The 18,265-nt window shown below is 60.4% G+C and carries 18 protein-coding genes; 12 read left to right on the top strand and 6 right to left on the bottom strand.

Annotated elements, in window-relative coordinates; translation table 11 throughout:
* Positions 1–151 precede the first annotated feature (151 nt).
* Positions 152–1,441 carry a M18 family aminopeptidase gene (locus tag CEC48_RS26300; RefSeq protein WP_003209095.1) on the top strand — a complete coding sequence of 430 codons (1,290 nt, stop codon included), beginning with the start codon at positions 152–154 and terminating at the stop codon, positions 1,439–1,441.
* Between the two features lie 129 nt (positions 1,442–1,570).
* Here CEC48_RS26300 and glp read toward each other — a convergent pair whose 3' ends face one another.
* Positions 1,571–2,797 (bottom strand): gephyrin-like molybdotransferase Glp, encoded by a 1,227-nt coding sequence (gene glp, locus CEC48_RS26305; protein ID WP_088426387.1) that lies wholly within the window; start codon positions 2,795–2,797, stop codon positions 1,571–1,573.
* Positions 2,781–3,320 (bottom strand): molybdenum cofactor biosynthesis protein B, encoded by a 540-nt coding sequence (gene moaB / locus CEC48_RS26310; protein WP_088426388.1) that lies wholly within the window; start codon positions 3,318–3,320, stop codon positions 2,781–2,783. The genes glp and moaB overlap by 17 nt, the downstream gene beginning before the upstream one ends.
* Positions 3,321–3,395: 75 nt before the next feature.
* Here moaB and mobA point away from each other — a divergent pair, with 75 nt between their 5' ends.
* Complete coding sequence (mobA, locus tag CEC48_RS26315) at positions 3,396–3,998, top strand: molybdenum cofactor guanylyltransferase MobA (protein ID WP_088426389.1); 603 nt, start codon at positions 3,396–3,398, stop codon at positions 3,996–3,998.
* 80 nt (positions 3,999–4,078) lie between these two features.
* A complete protein-coding gene (locus CEC48_RS26320; protein WP_003209090.1) occupies positions 4,079–4,300 on the top strand; it encodes a YgdI/YgdR family lipoprotein in 222 nt (73 codons plus the stop codon).
* Positions 4,301–4,357: 57 nt separating this feature from the next.
* On the opposite strand, the gene CEC48_RS26325 is transcribed toward CEC48_RS26320, so the two are convergent.
* The 3 genes from CEC48_RS26325 to CEC48_RS26335 form a co-directional block, all read right to left on the bottom strand.
* The gene (locus CEC48_RS26325; protein WP_088426408.1) at positions 4,358–5,248 is read right to left on the bottom strand and encodes a pseudouridine synthase; all 891 of its coding nucleotides are present in this window, start codon (positions 5,246–5,248) and stop codon (positions 4,358–4,360) included.
* A gap of 65 nt (positions 5,249–5,313) precedes the next feature.
* Positions 5,314–5,649, bottom strand: coding sequence for a hypothetical protein (locus tag CEC48_RS26330; RefSeq protein ID WP_003209087.1), 336 nt, complete (start codon positions 5,647–5,649; stop codon positions 5,314–5,316).
* Between the two features lie 74 nt (positions 5,650–5,723).
* Positions 5,724–5,960, bottom strand: a complete 237-nt coding sequence (locus CEC48_RS26335; protein WP_088426390.1) for a glutaredoxin family protein — start codon at positions 5,958–5,960, stop codon at positions 5,724–5,726.
* A gap of 140 nt (positions 5,961–6,100) precedes the next feature.
* Here CEC48_RS26335 and CEC48_RS26340 point away from each other — a divergent pair, with 140 nt between their 5' ends.
* A complete protein-coding gene (locus tag CEC48_RS26340; protein WP_088426391.1) occupies positions 6,101–7,822 on the top strand; it encodes a monovalent cation:proton antiporter-2 (CPA2) family protein in 1,722 nt (573 codons plus the stop codon).
* Here CEC48_RS26340 and CEC48_RS26345 read toward each other — a convergent pair.
* The gene (locus tag CEC48_RS26345) at positions 7,809–9,017 is read right to left on the bottom strand and encodes an ammonium transporter (RefSeq protein WP_088426392.1); all 1,209 of its coding nucleotides are present in this window, start codon (positions 9,015–9,017) and stop codon (positions 7,809–7,811) included. The genes CEC48_RS26340 and CEC48_RS26345 overlap by 14 nt on opposite strands.
* 348 nt (positions 9,018–9,365) lie before the next feature.
* Here CEC48_RS26345 and CEC48_RS26350 point away from each other — a divergent pair, with 348 nt between their 5' ends.
* The 8 genes from CEC48_RS26350 to CEC48_RS26385 all read left to right on the top strand — a co-directional run bounded on the left by CEC48_RS26350 (position 9,366) and on the right by CEC48_RS26385 (position 18,218).
* Entirely contained in the window at positions 9,366–9,680 is a 315-nt protein-coding gene (locus CEC48_RS26350; protein ID WP_088426393.1) for a YqjD family protein, read from the top strand.
* A 3-nt stretch (positions 9,681–9,683) separates the two neighbouring features.
* Complete coding sequence (locus CEC48_RS26355) at positions 9,684–10,070, top strand: phage holin family protein (protein ID WP_003209078.1); 387 nt, start codon at positions 9,684–9,686, stop codon at positions 10,068–10,070.
* The gene (locus CEC48_RS26360) at positions 10,067–10,408 is read left to right on the top strand and encodes a hypothetical protein (RefSeq protein WP_088426394.1); all 342 of its coding nucleotides are present in this window, start codon (positions 10,067–10,069) and stop codon (positions 10,406–10,408) included. The genes CEC48_RS26355 and CEC48_RS26360 overlap by 4 nt, the downstream gene beginning before the upstream one ends.
* A gap of 93 nt (positions 10,409–10,501) precedes the next feature.
* Positions 10,502–11,665, top strand: coding sequence for an EAL domain-containing protein (locus CEC48_RS26365; RefSeq protein ID WP_088426395.1), 1,164 nt, complete (start codon positions 10,502–10,504; stop codon positions 11,663–11,665).
* Between the two features lie 72 nt (positions 11,666–11,737).
* Positions 11,738–13,069, top strand: coding sequence for a deoxyguanosinetriphosphate triphosphohydrolase (locus CEC48_RS26370; RefSeq protein WP_088426396.1), 1,332 nt, complete (start codon positions 11,738–11,740; stop codon positions 13,067–13,069).
* Between the two features lie 224 nt (positions 13,070–13,293).
* Complete coding sequence (locus tag CEC48_RS26375) at positions 13,294–13,701, top strand: response regulator (protein WP_088426397.1); 408 nt, start codon at positions 13,294–13,296, stop codon at positions 13,699–13,701.
* A gap of 249 nt (positions 13,702–13,950) precedes the next feature.
* The gene (locus CEC48_RS26380; RefSeq protein ID WP_088426398.1) at positions 13,951–14,577 is read left to right on the top strand and encodes a response regulator transcription factor; all 627 of its coding nucleotides are present in this window, start codon (positions 13,951–13,953) and stop codon (positions 14,575–14,577) included.
* Between the two features lie 8 nt (positions 14,578–14,585).
* Positions 14,586–18,218: a transporter substrate-binding domain-containing protein gene (locus tag CEC48_RS26385; protein ID WP_088426399.1), complete on the top strand. Its 3,633-nt coding sequence runs from the start codon at positions 14,586–14,588 to the stop codon at positions 18,216–18,218.
* Positions 18,219–18,265 lie beyond the last annotated feature (47 nt).

The raw sequence follows: 18,265 nt of genomic DNA on the forward strand, positions 1-18,265 counted from the left end.
GTGTATCAGAAACACATTCAGTGACTGACACTCCGCTTTCGCGAGCAAGCCCGCTCCCACATTTAGTTTTGAGTTGTTTTCAAGAAGACAGCTTCGCGCAAAATCCCCAGTCAATACGGTAAACTCGCGCCATTGCTGTCTGGAGCTACTTATGCGCGAAGAGTTGAACCAAGGCCTGATCGACTTCCTCAAGGCCTCCCCTACCCCGTTTCATGCCACCGCCGCCCTTGCACAGCGCCTGGAAGCGGCCGGTTTCCAGCGTCTTGACGAGCGCGAGACCTGGACCACCGAGGCCAACGGTCGCTATTACGTGACTCGCAACGACTCCTCGATCATCGCCTTCAAGCTCGGCCGCCACTCGCCGCTGCAAGGCGGTATTCGCCTGGTCGGCGCCCACACCGACAGCCCGTGCCTGCGGGTCAAGCCACAGCCTGAACTGCAACGCCAGGGCTTCTGGCAACTGGGCGTGGAAGTGTACGGCGGTGCGCTGCTGGCACCGTGGTTCGACCGCGATCTGTCCCTGGCTGGCCGCGTGACCTTCCGCCGTGACGGCAAGGTTGAAAGCCAACTGATCGACTTCAAGCTGCCCATCGCGATCATCCCCAACCTGGCCATTCACCTGAACCGTGAGGCCAACCAGGGCTGGGCGATCAATGCCCAGACCGAACTGCCACCCATCCTCGCGCAGTTTGCCGGTGACGAGCGGGTGGACTTCCGTGCGGTGCTCACCGAGCAGTTGGCCCGTGAACACGGTTTGAACGCTGATGTGGTGCTCGACTATGAACTGAGCTTCTACGACACCCAGAGCGCTGCGGTGATTGGCCTCAATGGCGACTTTATCGCCGGCGCCCGCCTCGACAACCTGCTGTCGTGCTACGCCGGCCTGCAAGCCTTGCTCACCGCCGAAACCGACGAAACCTGCGTACTGGTGTGCAACGACCACGAAGAAGTCGGCTCGTGCTCGGCCTGCGGCGCCGACGGCCCGATGCTGGAGCAGACCCTGCGCCGCCTGCTGCCGGAAGGTGATGAATTCGTACGCACTATCCAGAAGTCGCTGCTGGTGTCTGCCGACAACGCCCACGGCGTGCACCCCAACTATGCCGAGAAGCACGACGCCAACCACGGCCCGAAACTCAATGCTGGCCCGGTGATCAAGGTCAACAGCAACCAGCGCTACGCCACCAACAGCGAAACTGCCGGGTTCTTCCGCCACCTGTGCATGGCCGAAGAAGTGCCGGTGCAGAGCTTTGTGGTACGCAGCGACATGGGGTGCGGCTCGACCATCGGCCCGATCACCGCCAGCCACCTGGGCGTGCGCACCGTGGATATCGGCTTGCCGACGTTTGCCATGCACTCGATTCGCGAGCTGTGCGGCAGCCACGACCTGGCGCATCTAGTGAAGGTGTTGAGTGCGTTTTACGCGAGTCGTGATTTGCCATAACCGAGGTTAATGCTGTACCTGTGGCGAGGGGGCTTGTCCCCCGTTGGGCTGCGAAGCGGCCCCAAAAAGACGGGAGCGCTGCGCACTCCAACGGGGGACAAGTCCCCTCACCACAGGGCACTGCAATGCCTAACTCAAGACTTCACTCAACGGAATAAAGTTGACCCGATCACCGATCTTAAGCGTCGTCCCTTCCCGCACTTCCACCAAACCCTCGGCCCACGCTGCACTGCGCAGCACGCCCGAACTCTGGTTGCGGTAGATAATCGCCTTGCCCTGCTCAAGCCGACCGCGCAAGTACTCGCGGCGATTCCCCGGCTTGGCCCAGACAAACCCCACCGGCACTTCAAAGCGCAACGGCTGCACCTCTTCCACGCCCTGACGACGCAACAGATAAGGCCGCGCCAGCAAGGCAAAGGTCACCAGCGTCGACGCCGGGTTGCCCGGCAAACCAATCACCGGCACGCCACGGAAATGACCGAACGTCAGCGGCTTGCCTGGCTTGATCGCCAGCTTCCACAGCGCCAACTCGCCCTCTTCGCGCAGCGCAATTCCCAGGAAATCCGCCTCGCCCACCGACACACCACCAGTGGACAGGATCAGGTCAACCGAGCCCAGCGCCCCCAGGCGTTCACGGGTTTTTTCCAGGTCATCCGGCAGGATCCCGGCGTCCACCACTTCGCAGCCCAGGCGTTCCAGCCAGCTGCACAGCACCCGGCGATTACTGTTGTAGATCTGCCCGGGGCCCAGCGGCAGGCCCGGCTCGATCAACTCGTCGCCGGTGGACAGCACAGCCACACGAGCGCGTCGTACCACCTCCACGCGATCACGGCCCAGGGACGCCGCCAGGCCCAACTCGATCGGGCCCAGGCGTGTACCCGCGGGCAGCACTAATTCGCCGACCGTGGTTTCCTGGCCTTGGGGGCGGATGTTTTGATCCACCTGCAACGCCTCGGTGAAGCTCACGCGTTGATCGGCATGGACCACGGCGTTTTCCTGCATCTCAACGCAGTCCGCGCCTTCCGGCACCGGGGCACCGGTGAAGATCCGCGCACAAGTGCCAGCGGCCAAAGGCTGCGGTGCCGTGCCTGCGAAAATGCGCTGGCTGACCACCAGCGGCTCGCCGGTCCAGTCCGCCAGGCGCAGGGCATAACCGTCCATGGCGCTATTGGGCCACGGCGGCAAGTCCAGGGTAGAAACCAGCGCCTGCGCCAGGACTCGCCCGTCACACTCGGCCAGCGGCAACGTTTCCTGCTCGCGAATCGGCGCTGCTTCAGCCATCGCCAGCAGTTGTTCGAGGGCGTCTTCCACCGGCATCAACGCGCCGGTCTTGCCCGGCTTATCCACGGGATTCACAGGGCTCGGCCTGTTTCAAATGCGGAACGAAATTGCACGGGCGGTGACGGTTATCCAGTTGCTCGGCAAGAATCCCGTCCCAACCGGTGCGCACCGCATTGGTAGAGCCCGGCAGGCAGCACACCAAGGTGCCATTGGCCAGGCCGGCCAGGGCACGGGATTGCACGGTGGAAGTGCCGATGTCGGCCACGGATATCTGGCGGAACAGCTCGCCGAAACCGTCCACCTGCTTGTCCAGCAGGCAGCTGACCGCTTCCGGGGTGCTGTCGCGGCCGGTGAACCCGGTGCCACCGGTGATCAACACCACTTGCACCACGTCTTCGGCGATCCAGTGCGCCACTTGCGCACGGATTTTGTACAGATCATCTTTAAGCAGAACCCGCTCGGCCAACAGGTGGCCGGCGGCGGCCAGGCGGTCGACGAAGACCTGGCCCGAGGTGTCGGTTTCCAGAGTGCGGGTGTCGCTCACCGTCAATACAGCGATATTCAGGGGTACAAAGGGCGCATCAGCCTTGGCTTTCATGGCTCGGTCCGGTTGTCGAAGGAACAGCCCGATGTTATATCACAGCCCCCTATTTCACTGCCCGCAGGAGCCGTCATGCCAAGCCATTCTTCCCCACTGCCCTGCTCCGTCCTGCTGCTGGCCGGCGGCCGTGGCCAGCGCATGGGCGGCCTCGACAAGGGCCTGCTCGACTGGCACGGGCAGCCGCTGATCGCGCACCTGCATCGCCTGGTGCGGCCGTTGACCGACGACCTGATCATCTCCTGCAATCGTAACCAGGCGCAGTACGCGCCCTATGCCGATCAATTGGTCGGCGATGACAGCCCGGATTTTCCCGGGCCGCTGGCCGGTATCCGCGCAGGATTAGCGGCGGCGCGGCATGAGCATCTGCTGGTATTGCCGTGCGATGTGCCGCAGATTGATGAGCGATTGCTCACCGACCTGCGCCAGAAAGCGCAGCAGAATCCGTCGCTCCCCGTGATGGTGCGCCACGGCGATTTCTGGGAACCGCTGCTCTGCGTCATACCGACGCGGCTGCGCGAGCCCTTTGAACAGGCCTGGGAAGCCGGCCAGCGCAGCCCGCGCCAGATCATGCAGGCGCTGGGCGCCAAGGCTCTGGATTGCCCCGCCGACGACCCGCGCCTGGCCAACTTCAACACACCGGAGTTGTTGCACCGCCCGCCCAGCGTGTCAGAATGAGCGTCGAACAAGGAACTTTGCCGACGTTGCACACGTCACAAGGTCAGTACTCAACAAAGCATTCTCTCGGAGACAAACTCATGACTCAACGGACCATCGCCGCTCTCATGCTTGCACTGGGCCTCGCTACTCTTGCCGGTTGCGCCTCGCCTACAGTGATCACCCTGAATGACGGTCGCGAAATCCAGGCCGTCGACACTCCTAAATTCGACAAGTCCACCGGCTTCTACGAATTTGAACAGCTGGATGGCAAGCGCACCCAGATCAACAAGGATCAGGTTCGCACCGTTAAAGACCTGTAAGTCTTAACGCCAGATACAACAAAGCCCGCATCATGCGGGCTTTGTCGTTCCTGAGGCTTACCAGCCCAGGCTGATTTCGCTGCGAAAGTTGCGCTCAAGGCCCGTGACCGGGTCGATGAAACGCACGCCTTGGGCCAACAGCTTGAGCGGGTTGGCGTAGTCGTCCTCGGCATCCTTGATGACGTCGGGGTAGAACGGGTCATTGCAGATACTCGCGCCCAGCGCCGTCATGTGCACCCGCAACTGGTGTTTCTTGCCAGTCACCGGAAACAGGCCATAGCGCCACAGGTCGCCATTCTTTTCCCGCACCTCGACCGCCGTCTCGGTGTTACTCGCTCCCTCGCCTTCCTGCATGCGAAAGAACGGCTCGCCATCCACCAGCCGGCTTTTGTGCACCAACGGAAAGGTCAGCCCCGGCAATGCCGGGGCAATGGCTTCGTAGAACTTGTCGATCTTGCGCGCGGGAAACAGCTGTTGATACGCCGAACGCGTCTGGGGGTTAGCCGAAAACAGCACCAGCCCCGCCGTATGCCGGTCGATGCGGTGCAGTGGCACCAGGGCCGGGTTGTCCAGGCGACGAATCAGGCGCCGCAACAGGGTTTGCTCGACGTACTCACCGGCGGGCGTTACCGGCAGGAAATGCGGCTTGTCGGCCACCACCAGGTGTTCATCGGCGTACAGGATCGTCTCCTGCACCGGGATCACTTTCTCGTTTGGCACTTCGCGAAAGTAGTAGATGCACAGGCCTTCGCGGTAGGCCAGGTGCTGATTGATAGGCGCGCCGTTGATGTCCAGCACCCGGCCCCGGGCGATGCGGTCCAGCCATTGCTCACGGCTGATGGCCTGGAAGTGCTCACACAGGCAATCCAGCACGGTCGCCCAGGCGCCCGGCGGCAGGTACAAGGTGCTGGCTTGATGCTGGGCAGCGGAAAAAACGGACATGGGCAGGCTCAAAGCGTGGCGATACAGGCGGGCATTATCCCGCATGCAGCCGGATCAGGCCCAGCACAGATTCAAGCCTTGGCCAATTCCGCGCGCAACACCGGCGAGGCACTGGCCGCCTCGGTGAATTCCTTGAGCCAGCGCAACACATCCACCGCTTCCCAGCGGCCCGGATCGTAAAGCGCATACAGCAGGCCCTGATAGCCCACCACATCCAACTGCTTGTGATAACCGGCGCGCTGGAACAGCGCCTCGATCTCGGCAAAGCAGGTATTGAAATGCACTTTGTTAAAGGGCGTCTTGCCTTCCGTGACCAGGCCATCGAGGCGCAGCTCGTTCACCGCGTCGCGCACGACGTCGGCGGACATGCGATTGACGCTGCTTTTCAGTTGTTCAACATTCACCACGGGCGTTCCCTCTCATTCAATCGCTGTACAAACATACAGTAACCGAATAATCGGGAACTCGCCATCGCCGAGTGCTAGAGGAGAAAGGCCACCACCTGCGTTTCGTCGAACGGCCAATCCAGCTCGGCGCCCGTATCCACCCGGCGCAGCACCGGAATCCGCAGGCCGTAGGCTTCAAACAGGGACTCGGAATCGGCGATATCCACCAACTCCACCAACAGGCCGTGTTCGACCAACGGCATGATTTCGGCTTCGGCAAACTCACAAAGATGGCAGCCCAAGGTGCCGAACAACTGACATTCAGGAAGCATGGCAAAGGGTCCGGGAATAATCAGGTGCCTATTCTAACAGCGTCGGGGCACAGCAAAAACCTGACCCAGGTCACCATGGCCTATAACTGATTCAGCGATTCTCGCGACTTTTTCCCGTAATACCTGCAATGGAGCTGCGCGTGTTTGCCAACCTGCTGATTATCCTGGCCTCCTCCCTGGTGGTGATTGCGCTGTTTCGTCGCCTGCAACTGCCGCCGGTGCTGGGCTATCTGTGTGTTGGCCTGGCCGTAGGCCCCACTGCGCTCGACTGGGTCAATGACAGCGAAGAGCTGCCAGACCTGGCCGAACTGGGCGTGGTGTTCCTGCTGTTTTCCCTGGGCCTGGAGTTCTCCCTGACCAAAATGCTCAGCCTGCGCCGGGTGGTGTTTGGCTTGGGTAGCTTGCAAGTGCTGTGCTGCGGATTGTTGCTGGGAGGCTTGCTGGCGCTGTTTGGCCTGTCGCCGACTACCGCGCTGTTGCTCGGCGCCGGGCTGGCGTTGTCGTCCACTGCGATTGTCAGCAAGGAGCTGACCAGCCTCGGCGAAATCTTCAGCAGCCATGGCCAGAATGCGATTGGGGTTTTGCTGTTCCAGGACGTAGTAGCCGTGTTGCTGCTGACCTTGGTGCCGGTGTTCGCCGGCGCCAGCGAGCAAGCCTGGTATTGGGCATTGCCGCTGACCCTGGGCAAAACCGTGGTGCTGTTTTTCGGCCTGCTGCTGGCCAGCCGCTGGTTGCTGCCTCGGTTGTTCCGTGAAGTGGCGGCGTCCCATTCGGCGGAGTTGTTCGTGCTGCTGGCTCTGGTGATCGTGTTGCTCACCGCCTGGCTGACGCACCTGTTGGGCCTGTCCCCGGCGCTCGGCGCCTTTCTCGCCGGCATGCTGCTGGGAGAAAGCCATTACCGCCATCAGATCGAGGCGGATATCCGGCCGTTTCGCGACATTTTGCTGGGGTTGTTTTTCGTCAGCATCGGCATGCTGATCGACCTGCAACTGTTCATCAGCCACAGCCTGCTGATCCTCGGCCTGACCCTCACGTTGATGTTGATCAAAGGCTGTGTGGTGGCGTTACTGGTGCAACTGCGTGGCAGCGATGGCGAAACCGCCTGGCGCAGTGGTTTGGCGTTGGCCCAAGGCGGTGAGTTCTGTTTCGCCTTGATGGCGCAAATGCAGCAAAGCCACCTGCTGCCCGCCGAAATCAGTGGCCTGTTGCTCGCCGCCACCTTCTGCTCGATGTTGTTGACTCCGCTATTGCTCAGGGCTGCACCCGGCATTGCGCTGCGCCTGCACCGCAAGCCCAACCAGCAAGTGCAGCTTGAAGCGATAACCGCCCTCAATGCCGAGCTGCAAGGCCATGCGGTGATCTGCGGTTATGGTCGGGTCGGCCAGTCCATTGGGCGCTTCCTGCACCGTGAACAACAGGCCTTCATTGCCTTGGATGACGACCCCGAGCGCGTCCAGGAAGCCTCCACCGAAGACAGCGCCGTGCATTACGGCGACTGTCGCCGTGGCGCCCTGCTCAGCGCCGTCGGCCTGGAACGTGCGCGGCTGGTGGTGATCGCAGTGGACAACAGCGACGTCGCCCTGACCGTGCTCCAGGAGGCACGGCGCATCAACCCGGATGTGCCGATCCTGGTGCGCACCCGCGACGACAGTCAGTTGGCCGAACTGAAAGCCGCCGGTGCCACGGAAGTGGTGCCCGAGTTGTTGGAGTCGAGCCTGATGCTCGCCTCCCACGCGCTGATCCTGCTGGGGTTGTCGGAGCAGCAGGTGAAAGGCCGTGTAGATGAAGTGCGCCAGAGCCGGTACCGGCTGTTACATGGCTGCAACCAGAACGAAGGGGACGCGCCCCTCAATCCTGACTGACTGCGCCAATCTTGTGGATCGACAAATCCGCGCCGTAATACTCTTCTTCCTGACTCAAGCGCAGGCCGTAAACGCGCTTGATTACGCCATACACGAGGAAGCCGCCGGCCAGCGCCACCACCACACCCAACGCGGTGCCGATCAACTGGCTGATCAGACTCACGCCGCCCAAACCGCCCAGGGCGGTCTGGCCGAAGATCCCGCAGGCAATCCCGCCCCACACGCCGCACAGGCCGTGCAGCGGCCACACACCCAGCACATCATCGATCTTCCAGCGATCCTGGGCCGCGATGAAGCACCAGACGAACAAGCCGCCCGCCACCACGCCAGTCACCAGCGCGCCCACCGGGTGCATCAAGTCGGAACCGGCACAGATCGCTACCAACCCGGCCAACGGACCGTTGTGCAAGAAGCCTGGGTCGTTACGGCCGATCACCAACGCCGCGACCGTGCCACCGACCATGGCCATCAACGAATTGACCGCCACCAACCCACTGACCCCGGACAGGGTTTGCGCGCTCATCACGTTGAAGCCAAACCAGCCGACGATCAAAATCCACGAACCCAGCGCCAGGAATGGAATGCTCGACGGCGCGAACGCCACCAGCCGCCCTTCCCGATAACGCCCCTGGCGCGGCCCCAGCAACAGCACTGCCGCCAGCGCCAGCCAGCCGCCCATGGCGTGCACCACCACGCTGCCGGCAAAGTCATGAAAGCTGGCGCCGAAGGTGGCCAGCAACCAGGCTTGCAGGCCGTAGTTGCCGTTCCACACCATGCCTTCGAAAAACGGGTAAATAAACGCGACGATCAACGCCGTGGCACACAGTTGCGGAACAAAACGTGCACGCTCGGCGATACCCCCGGAAATGATCGCCGGGATCGCCGCGGCAAAGGTCAGCAGGAAGAAGAACTTCACCAGGCCGTAACCGTGGTCGGCGCTGATTACCGCCGCCGGCTGCATGAAGGTCACGCCGTAGGAGATCCAATAGCCTATAAAGAAATAGGCCAGTGTGGAGATGGCGAAGTCACTGAGGATTTTCGACAGGGCATTGACCTGGTTCTTCTGGCGCACGGTGCCGACTTCCAGGAAGGCAAAGCCGGCGTGCATGGCCAGGACCATGACTGCACCAATCAGAATAAACAGCGTGTTGGAACTGTGGACGAGGGTGTCCACCGCGCTTTGCAAATTTTCCATGGAGGATGGCAGGCCTGCAAATGCAGGAAAAAGCACCAAAGCAGTTCATGACCTTCATTGCGCGCACTAAATTGGCACCGGCGGTCCGACCCTCTTTTGAGGCCGTGAACCGCTTTAGCGCAGCGAATTGTTAGAAAGGCAGAATCCGACAGGGTTTTTCCGCGAGTTTTAGTTATTTAGGGTAAGGTTTTTCAGGGTTTTAGCCCCAACCGCCCGGATTCAGCGCAAGGCCCCAGGCCTGCGCACCAAGGCAAAGCAAAAGCTGTACCAGACAATTGCAGTGAACCTTCACCGACGCCGGTGACTCGAAACGAAAAGTAAACAGACCAGCCACTCACGGAGATAACCATGGCCAGCAAAACGGCAAAGACTGCTCAAGAAATATTGATGGCGGATTTTCAAACCCTGGTCAGCGATACCGAGAAGCTGCTGGACGACACCGCGATCCTCGCCGGTGACCAGGCGGACGAGCTGCGCAGCAAGATTCACGAAAGCCTGCTCAAGGCCCGTGAAACCCTGCAACTGACCGAAGACTCCCTGCGCGAACGCGGCCAGGCGGCTGTCACGGCCACGGAAGATTATGTCCAGGCCAACCCCTGGCAGTCCGTCGGGATTGCGGCCGGTGTGGGCTTTTTGATCGGCCTGCTGGCTACAAGGCGCTAATTTATGTCTATCGGCGAATCCGGCTCGTCCACGGGCCCAAGTTCTACCTCGCGGCGCCTGGGCGCGGCTGTCCTGGGTTTGCTGCACAGCCACGTCGAGCTGTTTGGCATCGAGTTGCAGGAGCAGAAAGCCCGCACCGTCAGCCTGTTGCTGTTCGCAGGCCTGGCACTGGTGTTTGCCCTGCTGTTGCTGGTGGGTTTGTCGGCGCTGGTGATGATTCTGGTGTGGGATACCTATCGCCTGACCGGCATCATCAGCCTGTGCGTGTTCTACATACTGGCCGCAGCGTTCTGCGGGTTGCGCCTGAAGGCGGCGGTGTTCGATGAGTCCACGCCGTTCCACGCCACCCTCGAAGAGCTGGCCAACGACCGGGAGCGCCTGCTGCCATGAGCCTGACTGAATTGCCACACAACACATCCCGGCGCGAGATGCGCAAGGCGTTGATCCGCCTGCGCATGGAAATGCACCGCCAGGAAATTCGTCACGAGTCCCAGCAACTGATGCTCCCGCTGCAAAAGGTCCGCAACATGGGCCAGAGCTGGCAGGACGGTTTTGGCATCAAGCACGCGCCGCTGTGGGGCGTGGGCGTAGTGACACTGCTGGGCTTTCTCACCGGCAAAGGCGCCAAAGGTGGCGGAATCGGCACCATGACCCGCCTGGTGCGGCTTGGCGCCGGTCTGATCCCGCTGATCAAATTGGCCATGCAGGGTGCTTCGCGTAAAAGTTGAGCTGCGCTGGCTGCATTCTTGCAAACAGATCAGGCCCCGCCCTCTTCATCGAGGGCCGGGCCTTTTTCATTTCCGGTCTTTTAAGGAGGCCCCGTGATCGACGGGCAACCGCTCGCCTGCTTCCAGCCATTCATCGACACCGCTACCGGCCGCATCGCCGGCGTAGAAGCCTTGGGCCGCCTGCGCCAGGCGAATGGTCAACTGCGCTCGGTGGGTCCGCTGTTTGCCGACCCGCGTACGCCCTCCGTGGCCTTGCGCCGCCTGGACCGGCAGATCCGCGACAATGCCCTGAGCCGCCTGCATGAAGCCCCGCAAGACTGGTTCCTGAGCCTGAATATCTCGCCACGCTGGATCACCCGCCTGCGCCCGGGCCAGCCCTTGCCGAGCCTGAAACAATTGCAGGTGCATAACGTCGACCCGCGCCGCATCGTGTTCGAGATCACTGAACTGGGCGGCGATATCCTGCGCCTGGCCGAAGTGGTCGAGCGCTACCGCGAGGCCGGCGCGCGAATTGCCATTGATGACTTCGGCGCCGGCTATTCCCAGCTGGACCGGGTGCTGGCCTTGCAACCGGACATTCTCAAGCTGGACATGCGCCTGTTCCAGGCCGCGGCCCGAGGCGGTCCCAGTGGCGAGGTGGTGCGGGCACTGGCGCAAATGGCGGAAAAAACCGGCTGTTGGATCATTGCCGAAGGCGTGGAAACCGAGGCACAGCTGAATTTCGCCCTGGAATGTGGTTCACGTTATGTCCAGGGCTACCTGTTCGCCCAGGCCCAGTTGGACTGGTTCGACACCGACGCGTTCGTGCCGCGCTTCGCTCAACTGCGCACCGGCTATGTCCAGCAGAAGCTGGCCGAGCGCGGCCGGATCATGCAACTGCGCCAGCAACTGGCTGAACTGATGCAGATCCTGCAAACCTGGGCACAGGCCCAGGCCCCGCTGAGCCAATTGCCACAATTACCGGCGTTTCCCTGGCTGCTGCGGTTTTACCAGTGCGACCGGCATGGCACACAACTGACGCCCAACTTCGAATGGCACCAGGGCGCCTGGCAAGCCGACAGTCGCTACCTGGGCCACAACTGGTCATGGCGCCCGTACTTTTATCATCTGCTGGCCGAGGGCTGGGAGGAGCGGCGGCTGACACTGTCGTCGACCTATCGCGATGCCACGACCAACCAGTACTGCCTGACGGCCGGCCAATTCTTTGATAATGGCCAGCGCCTGCTGTTAATCGATATCGACGCCGCCGGCCTGTAGTTTTTCGCTTGCGAAGGCCTGGCTGAACCGGGAAGCTGGGCGGTGTCATTCACCGCACGGAGAGTACCCGCCTTGGATTGGCCCACCCTGCTTACCCGCGAACGCCTTGGAAAAACCCTGCACAGCCCCGAAGAACTGGGCCGCAGCCCGTTTCACAAAGACCATGACCGCATCATCTTTTCCGGCGCGTTTCGCCGCCTGGGCCGCAAGACCCAAGTGCACCCGGTGACCAGCAACGATCACATCCACACCCGGCTGACCCATTCCCTGGAAGTCAGCTGCGTGGGACGCTCCCTGGGCATGCGCGTGGGCGAGACGATCCGCAGCGCCCTGCCCGACTGGTGTGACCCGAGCGACCTGGGCATGGTGGTGCAATCGGCCTGCCTGGCCCACGACATCGGCAATCCGCCTTTTGGTCATTCGGGTGAAGACGCGATCCGGCATTGGTTCCAACAGGCTTCAGGGCGTGGCTGGCTGGATGACATGACCAGCGCCGAACGCAATGACTTCCTCAATTTCGAAGGCAATGCCCAGGGTTTCCGGGTACTCACCCAGCTGGAATACCATCAGTTTGACGGCGGCACCCGGCTGACCTACGCCACCCTGGGCACCTACCTGAAATACCCCTGGACCGCCCGCCACGCCGACTCCCTGGGCTACAAGAAACACAAGTTCGGCTGCTACCAGAGCGAGCTGCCGATTCTCGAGCAGATCGCCCAGAAGCTCGGCTTGCCGCAACTGGAAGAACAGCGCTGGGCCCGCCACCCGTTGGTGTACCTGATGGAGGCGGCCGACGATATCTGCTATGCGCTGATCGACCTCGAAGACGGCCTGGAAATGGAGCTGCTGCAATACGCCGAGGTCGAGTCATTGCTGCTGGACCTGGTGGGCGACGACCTGCCGCAAACCTATCGGCAGCTCGGCTCGCAGGACTCACGGCGACGCAAGCTGGCGATTCTGCGGGGCAAGGCCATCGAGCACCTGACCAACGCCGCCGCCCGGGCGTTCGTCGAACAACAGGACGCGTTGCTGGCCGGCACCCTTCCGGGGGACCTGGTGGAGCATATGCACGGCCCCGCCAAGCGCTGCGTACTGGATGCCAAGGACATGGCCCGTAAGAAAATCTTCCAGGACAAGCGCAAGACCCTGCATGAAATCGGCGCCTACACCACCCTGGAAATCCTCCTGAATGCCTTCTGCGGCGCGGCCCTCGAACAACATGGCGGGCGCACCCCATCGTTCAAGAACCGGCGCATCCTCGACCTGTTGGGCAATAGTGCCCCGGACCCATCGTGGTCATTGCACGCCTCGTTCCTGCGCATGATCGACTTCATCGCCGGCATGACCGACAGCTACGCCAGTGAGATGGCCCGCGAGATGACCGGGCGCTCCAGTCCGCAATAAGCCGGAGCCCTGGCTTATGGCCGGGGCGCCTTTTCAAAGAATCGCCCTACGTACGGAACAGAGCGGCCTGATCGAAGTTCTCCCCCACCGTGATGAATAATCGCGCGCCCTGACCGCAGTCTTTCGACACACTCCTGCGCCCATAGCGGGCGGGCCCATTAACTTATTACTACACGCCCTGGCGGAGCGTCTTCAGGGTACTTGGCCATTTCATGGAAAAACCCATGCACGAACAACTTCGTATCCTGTTGGTGGAGGATCACCCCTTTCAACTACTGGCCACCCAATGCCTGCTACGAAACTATGGCTACCACGACCTTGCCCTGGCTGAAAATGCCGAACAGGCAATGCGGCTGATGACACAAACCAACATGCCTTTCGATATTCTGCTGTGTGATCAATGTTTGCCGGACCTGCCCGGGCTGGAGTTGATTGAAATCGCCAACCGCAGGGGCTTTATAAGATCCGCAATATTGCTCAGCAGCCTGCCCGTGAACGAACTGGAAAACCTCAAGGCCCAGGCATTCCGGCGTAACTTTCCGTTACTTGGCTACTTGTCGAAGCCGTTGAACCCCAGCGAATTGAGCGAACTCATACACCCATCGGCCCTTCCCCGCTCAACAAAAAAGTAGGAAGTTAAACGCCCGATCAATACGAAAATTCCGCGTTATAAAACCGCTCCCCAACGGCCACTTACTTTTAAATTCCGGCCACGTAAAATTCTTACGCCCAAACAACAAATACCCTGCAGAGCGTAATCCCTTGCTTTTTTTTATGTAGGAACATTCTTGTTTTACGATTGTTCCACATCAGGTTCATCCTCCTTCATTGCCATGTGAGCTAATGTGCCGACTTTATTTGCGCTTGTATGGGATTTGATCATGAACTCAGTTTTTATTATCGACGACCACCCTGTTATCCGACTTGCCATTCGAATGTTGTTAGAACATGAAGGCTATAAAGTAGTTGGAGAAGCGGATAACGGTTGTGATGCGATACAAATGGTCAAGGAGTGCCAACCGGACCTGATTATCCTTGATATCGGCATTCCGAAACTCGACGGGCTGGAAGTGTTGTGCCGGTTCAACGCAATGAGTACGCCGACCAAGACGTTGATCCTCACCGCCCAGACACCCAAGCTATTCGCCACTCGGTGCATGCGCTCCGGCGCCGATGGTTATGTCTGTAAGGAAGGTGACTTGAGTGAACTGCTCAGTGCCATCAGGGCAGTCTTGTCAGGTTACAACTACTTCCCAAGCCAGGCCCTTAACGGCAACAGTAATGAAACAGATTGCAATGAAGAACTGGAACTTTTCAAAGTCGTCAATGATCGCGAACTGATGGTATTACAACTTTTTGCACAAGGCCGGACAAACAAGGAAATAGCCAAAGGCATGTTCCTCAGCAACAAAACCGTCAGCACTTACAAAAAAAGGCTCATGCAAAAACTAAAAGCCAAATCCTTGGTAGAACTTATCGAGATGGCAAAACGTAACGCGCTAGTGTGAGAAATCGGATGCCCAGGCGTTTAAAGGACTATCTAATCATATTGAGTATCGGTATGTGCCTCAGCACTGCCGTGCCTGCCGAACAAACTGTTCCCGAGCAATATGCACTGCTGGGGCGTGCCGGTGCCGTTCAACTGGACACCCCGCTGAACAAGACACAGCGCCAATGGCTGCAAAACAAACGGGAACTGATACTGGGCACGTCTGCGCCGGACTACCCGCCCTTCGATATCACTTCCAGCGGTCGTGATTATGAAGGGCTGACGGCCGACTACGCCGGCCTGGTGGCCAGGACACTGGCAATACCGTTGAAGGTGCTGCGCTATGCCACCCGGGAAGCCGCGATCCAGGCGCTGGAAAACGGCGACATCGACTTTCTTGGGTCCGCCAACGGTTTTGAAGCCACAAATCCCGATATCGCTCTGTCATTGCCCTACGCAGTGGATCAGCCGGTGCTGGTCACCCGTGAAGGTGAAAACCGCAACCTTGGTGACGGCCTGGCAGGCCTGCGCCTGAGCCTTGTCTACCACTACCTGCCCATGGCTGAAGTGCAGGCGTTGTACCCAAAGGCAACCATCCACGCCTACCCGTCCTACCAAAATGCCTTGAATGCAGTGGCATTCGACCAGGCTGACGTGTTCCTGGGCGACACCATTTCCACTCACTACATGATCAACAAGGGCTACCTGAAAAACATCCGCATGGCCAACTTCGGCAAGCATGAGGCTTACGGGTTCAGCTTCGCCTTGCGCAAGGATCAACCCATTCTCCTGAGCATCGTCGACTCGGTGCTCGATGGCGTGTCGACCTATGAACGCGACAGCATCGCCAAACGCTGGAGCGCAGGCAGCGACATCCTGCTGACCGACCGCAAGCTGCAACTGACCCTGCGTGAAGAACGCTGGCTCAAGGACAACCCTGTGGTGAAGGTGGTGGTCAATGAAACCCTCGCGCCCCTTACATTCTTTGATACAGACGGCAACTTCCGGGGCGTCACCGCCGACCTGCTGGAATTGATCCGCCTGAGAACCGGCCTGCGCTTCGAGATTCAACACGTGCGTGACGTCGCCAGCATGATTGATCTGGTCCATACGGGCGCAGCCGACCTCATCGGCGCAATCACGCCCAGTGCCGGGCGCGAGTCCCAGCTGAATTTCAGCCGCCCTTACCTGGAAAACTCCTATGTGTTGCTAACCCGCAAAGAGCCGGGCGCACCCGCCAGCCTTCAACAGATGGCCGGCAAGCGCTTGGCGATCACGCAGGGCAATCCGCTGGAAAAATTCCTGCGCAAGGAATTTGCCCAGATCAACCTGGTGGAAACCGGTGACACCTTCAAGGCCTCGGAATTGTTGGCACAGGGCCAGGTGGACGGTGCCGTAAACCCGCTGGTGATCGCCAATTACTTCCTTTCTTCACCGGTGTTCCAGGACAAATTGCAGATCAGCTCCAGCATCGGCACCTTGCCGGCAACGTTTGCCCTGGCGACGTCCCGTCACGCTACCGAGCTGAGTTCGATCCTCGACAAGGCGCTGCTCAGCATCGCCCCTGATGAGCTGGCGGCGATCAACAGCCGCTGGCGCGGCTATAACGCGGCATCCGACGGTTACTGGCGCAATTACCACCGGCTGATTGCCCAGATCATCATCGGCACCGGGCTGCTGTTGTTGATTTCCCTGGCCTGGAACGGCTACCTGCAGCGCCAGATCAAGCATCGAAAACTCGCCGAGCGCGCCCTTAACGACCAGTTTGAGTTCATGCGGGCGCTGGTCAATGAAACACCGCACCCAATCTACGTACGTGACCACAACGGTTTCCTGCAAACCTGCAACGACAGCTACCTGCAAACGTTCGACGTCAAGCGGGAAGACGTCATCGGCAAGAGCATCACCCAGATGAGCATGGCCCTTGAGACGGAAGCGGCTCAGTACCATGCCGACTATCAGCGGGTAGTGGCCGAAGGCAAGCCGCTGATCCTGGATCGCACCCTGCATGTTCACGGGAAAAAACTCACGATCTACCACTGGATTCTTCCGTACCGCGACTCCACGGGCGAGGTCCAGGGCATCATTGGCGGCTGGATCGATATCAGCGAACGGCGCCAGCTGTTCGATGAACTGCGCGCGGCCAAGGAGCGCGCCGACGAGGCCAACCGGGCGAAGAGCACGTTCCTGGCCACCATGAGCCACGAAATTCGCACGCCGATGAACGCCGTGATTGGCATGCTGGAGTTGACACTCAAGCGCGCCGACCAGGGTCATCTGGATCGCCCCGCCATCGAGGTGGCGTACAACTCGGCAAAAGACCTGCTGGAACTGATCGGCGACATTCTGGATATCGCACGTATCGAATCCGGCCGGTTGAGCCTGGCCCCGGAGCGGGTCAACCTGCGCGAGGTGATCGAGTCGGTGGTCCGTGTGTTCGATGGCCTGGCGCGCCAGAAAACCCTGAGCCTGGTACTGGAGTTCACCCCCGATGTCGACAACACCGACGTACTGATCGACCCCTTGCGGTTCAAGCAGGTGCTTTCGAACCTGGTGAGCAATGCGATCAAGTTCACTGAACGCGGGCAGGTGAAGATCAAGGTGCAACTGAAGGCAACCGGGCAACCGCAGCAAATCGAGATGAAGCTGGTGGTGGAAGACACCGGCATCGGGATCAATCGCGAAGACCAGTTGCGCCTGTTCGAACCGTTTGCCCAAGCCGACAACTCCGGGCACCTGGCCAGGAGCGGCGCCGGCCTTGGCCTGGTGATCTGTCGCAGCCTGTGCGCAATGATGGGCGGGCAATTGAGCCTGAGCAGCGTGCCCATGGTGGGCACCCAGGTTCACGTCAGCCTGAAGATGACCAGCCTGCAACCGGTCAAGACGGTCGACAAGCTGGAGCCTGCCGCAGCCACGCCGGCACCGGTGCTCAATGTACTGGTGGTGGATGACCATCCGGCCAACCGCTTGCTCATGTGCCAGCAATTGGGCTTCCTGGGGCATCAATACACTGCCGCCCATCATGGTGCTGCGGGGTTCCAGGCCTGGCGCCAGGAACACTTCGACCTGGTGATTGCCGACTGCAATATGCCGATCATGAACGGCTACGAGTTGAGCCGTTCAATTCGCGAGTATGAGCAGCGCGAGCAAAAAACCGGGTGTGTGATTCTCGGTTTCACCGCCAATGCCCAACCTGAGGAGAAACAACGCTGCTTCGACGCGGGCATGAATGATTGCCTGTTCAAACCCATCAGCCTCACCGCGCTGGAACAGCAACTGGCACAAGTCGACCCGCTGCCCACCCGCAACGTGTTCACCCTGCAAAGCCTGGACTCAATGACAGGCGGCGACCCTCAATTGAGTCAGCGCTTGCTTGAAGAATTGCTCAGCAGCAGCCGGCATGATCGGGTCGAGCTGATGGCCCTGCTGGCTCGACAAGCGACGTCCCAAGAACTGATCGAGCAGGCCCACAAGATCAAGGGCGCCGCCCGGATCATCCAGGCGGATACCTTGGCCGGGCAATGCGAAACGCTGGAGCAGGCCTGTGGCCAGGGCGAGAATCGACATGTCATCGAGGCGGGTATCAAGGCCATGGAGAAATCCATGCTTGAGCTGGAGAGGATGTTACAGATGCAACTGGACGTTCTGGACCGTCCGTAATCTGTAGGAGCGAGCTTGCTCGCGAAAATCGTTAACGATAACGCGGG

Source organism: Pseudomonas sp. K2I15, assembly GCF_002204795.1.
GTDB lineage: Bacteria > Pseudomonadota > Gammaproteobacteria > Pseudomonadales > Pseudomonadaceae > Aquipseudomonas.

What these genes read in the sequence shown, in the direction of transcription:
- CEC48_RS26300 (WP_003209095.1), top strand. Translation starts at nt 152, where the DNA reads ATGCGCGAAGAGTTGAACCAAGGCCTGATCGACTTCCTCAAGGCCTCC.
- moaB (WP_088426388.1), bottom strand. Translation starts at nt 3,320, where the DNA reads ATGAAAGCCAAGGCTGATGCGCCCTTTGTACCCCTGAATATCGCTGTA.
- mobA (WP_088426389.1), top strand. Translation starts at nt 3,396, where the DNA reads ATGCCAAGCCATTCTTCCCCACTGCCCTGCTCCGTCCTGCTGCTGGCC.
- CEC48_RS26320 (WP_003209090.1), top strand. Translation starts at nt 4,079, where the DNA reads ATGACTCAACGGACCATCGCCGCTCTCATGCTTGCACTGGGCCTCGCT.
- CEC48_RS26335 (WP_088426390.1), bottom strand. Translation starts at nt 5,960, where the DNA reads ATGCTTCCTGAATGTCAGTTGTTCGGCACCTTGGGCTGCCATCTTTGT.
- CEC48_RS26345 (WP_088426392.1), bottom strand. Translation starts at nt 9,017, where the DNA reads ATGGAAAATTTGCAAAGCGCGGTGGACACCCTCGTCCACAGTTCCAAC.
- CEC48_RS26350 (WP_088426393.1), top strand. Translation starts at nt 9,366, where the DNA reads ATGGCCAGCAAAACGGCAAAGACTGCTCAAGAAATATTGATGGCGGAT.
- CEC48_RS26355 (WP_003209078.1), top strand. Translation starts at nt 9,684, where the DNA reads ATGTCTATCGGCGAATCCGGCTCGTCCACGGGCCCAAGTTCTACCTCG.
- CEC48_RS26360 (WP_088426394.1), top strand. Translation starts at nt 10,067, where the DNA reads ATGAGCCTGACTGAATTGCCACACAACACATCCCGGCGCGAGATGCGC.
- CEC48_RS26375 (WP_088426397.1), top strand. Translation starts at nt 13,294, where the DNA reads ATGCACGAACAACTTCGTATCCTGTTGGTGGAGGATCACCCCTTTCAA.
- CEC48_RS26380 (WP_088426398.1), top strand. Translation starts at nt 13,951, where the DNA reads ATGAACTCAGTTTTTATTATCGACGACCACCCTGTTATCCGACTTGCC.
- CEC48_RS26385 (WP_088426399.1), top strand. Translation starts at nt 14,586, where the DNA reads ATGCCCAGGCGTTTAAAGGACTATCTAATCATATTGAGTATCGGTATG.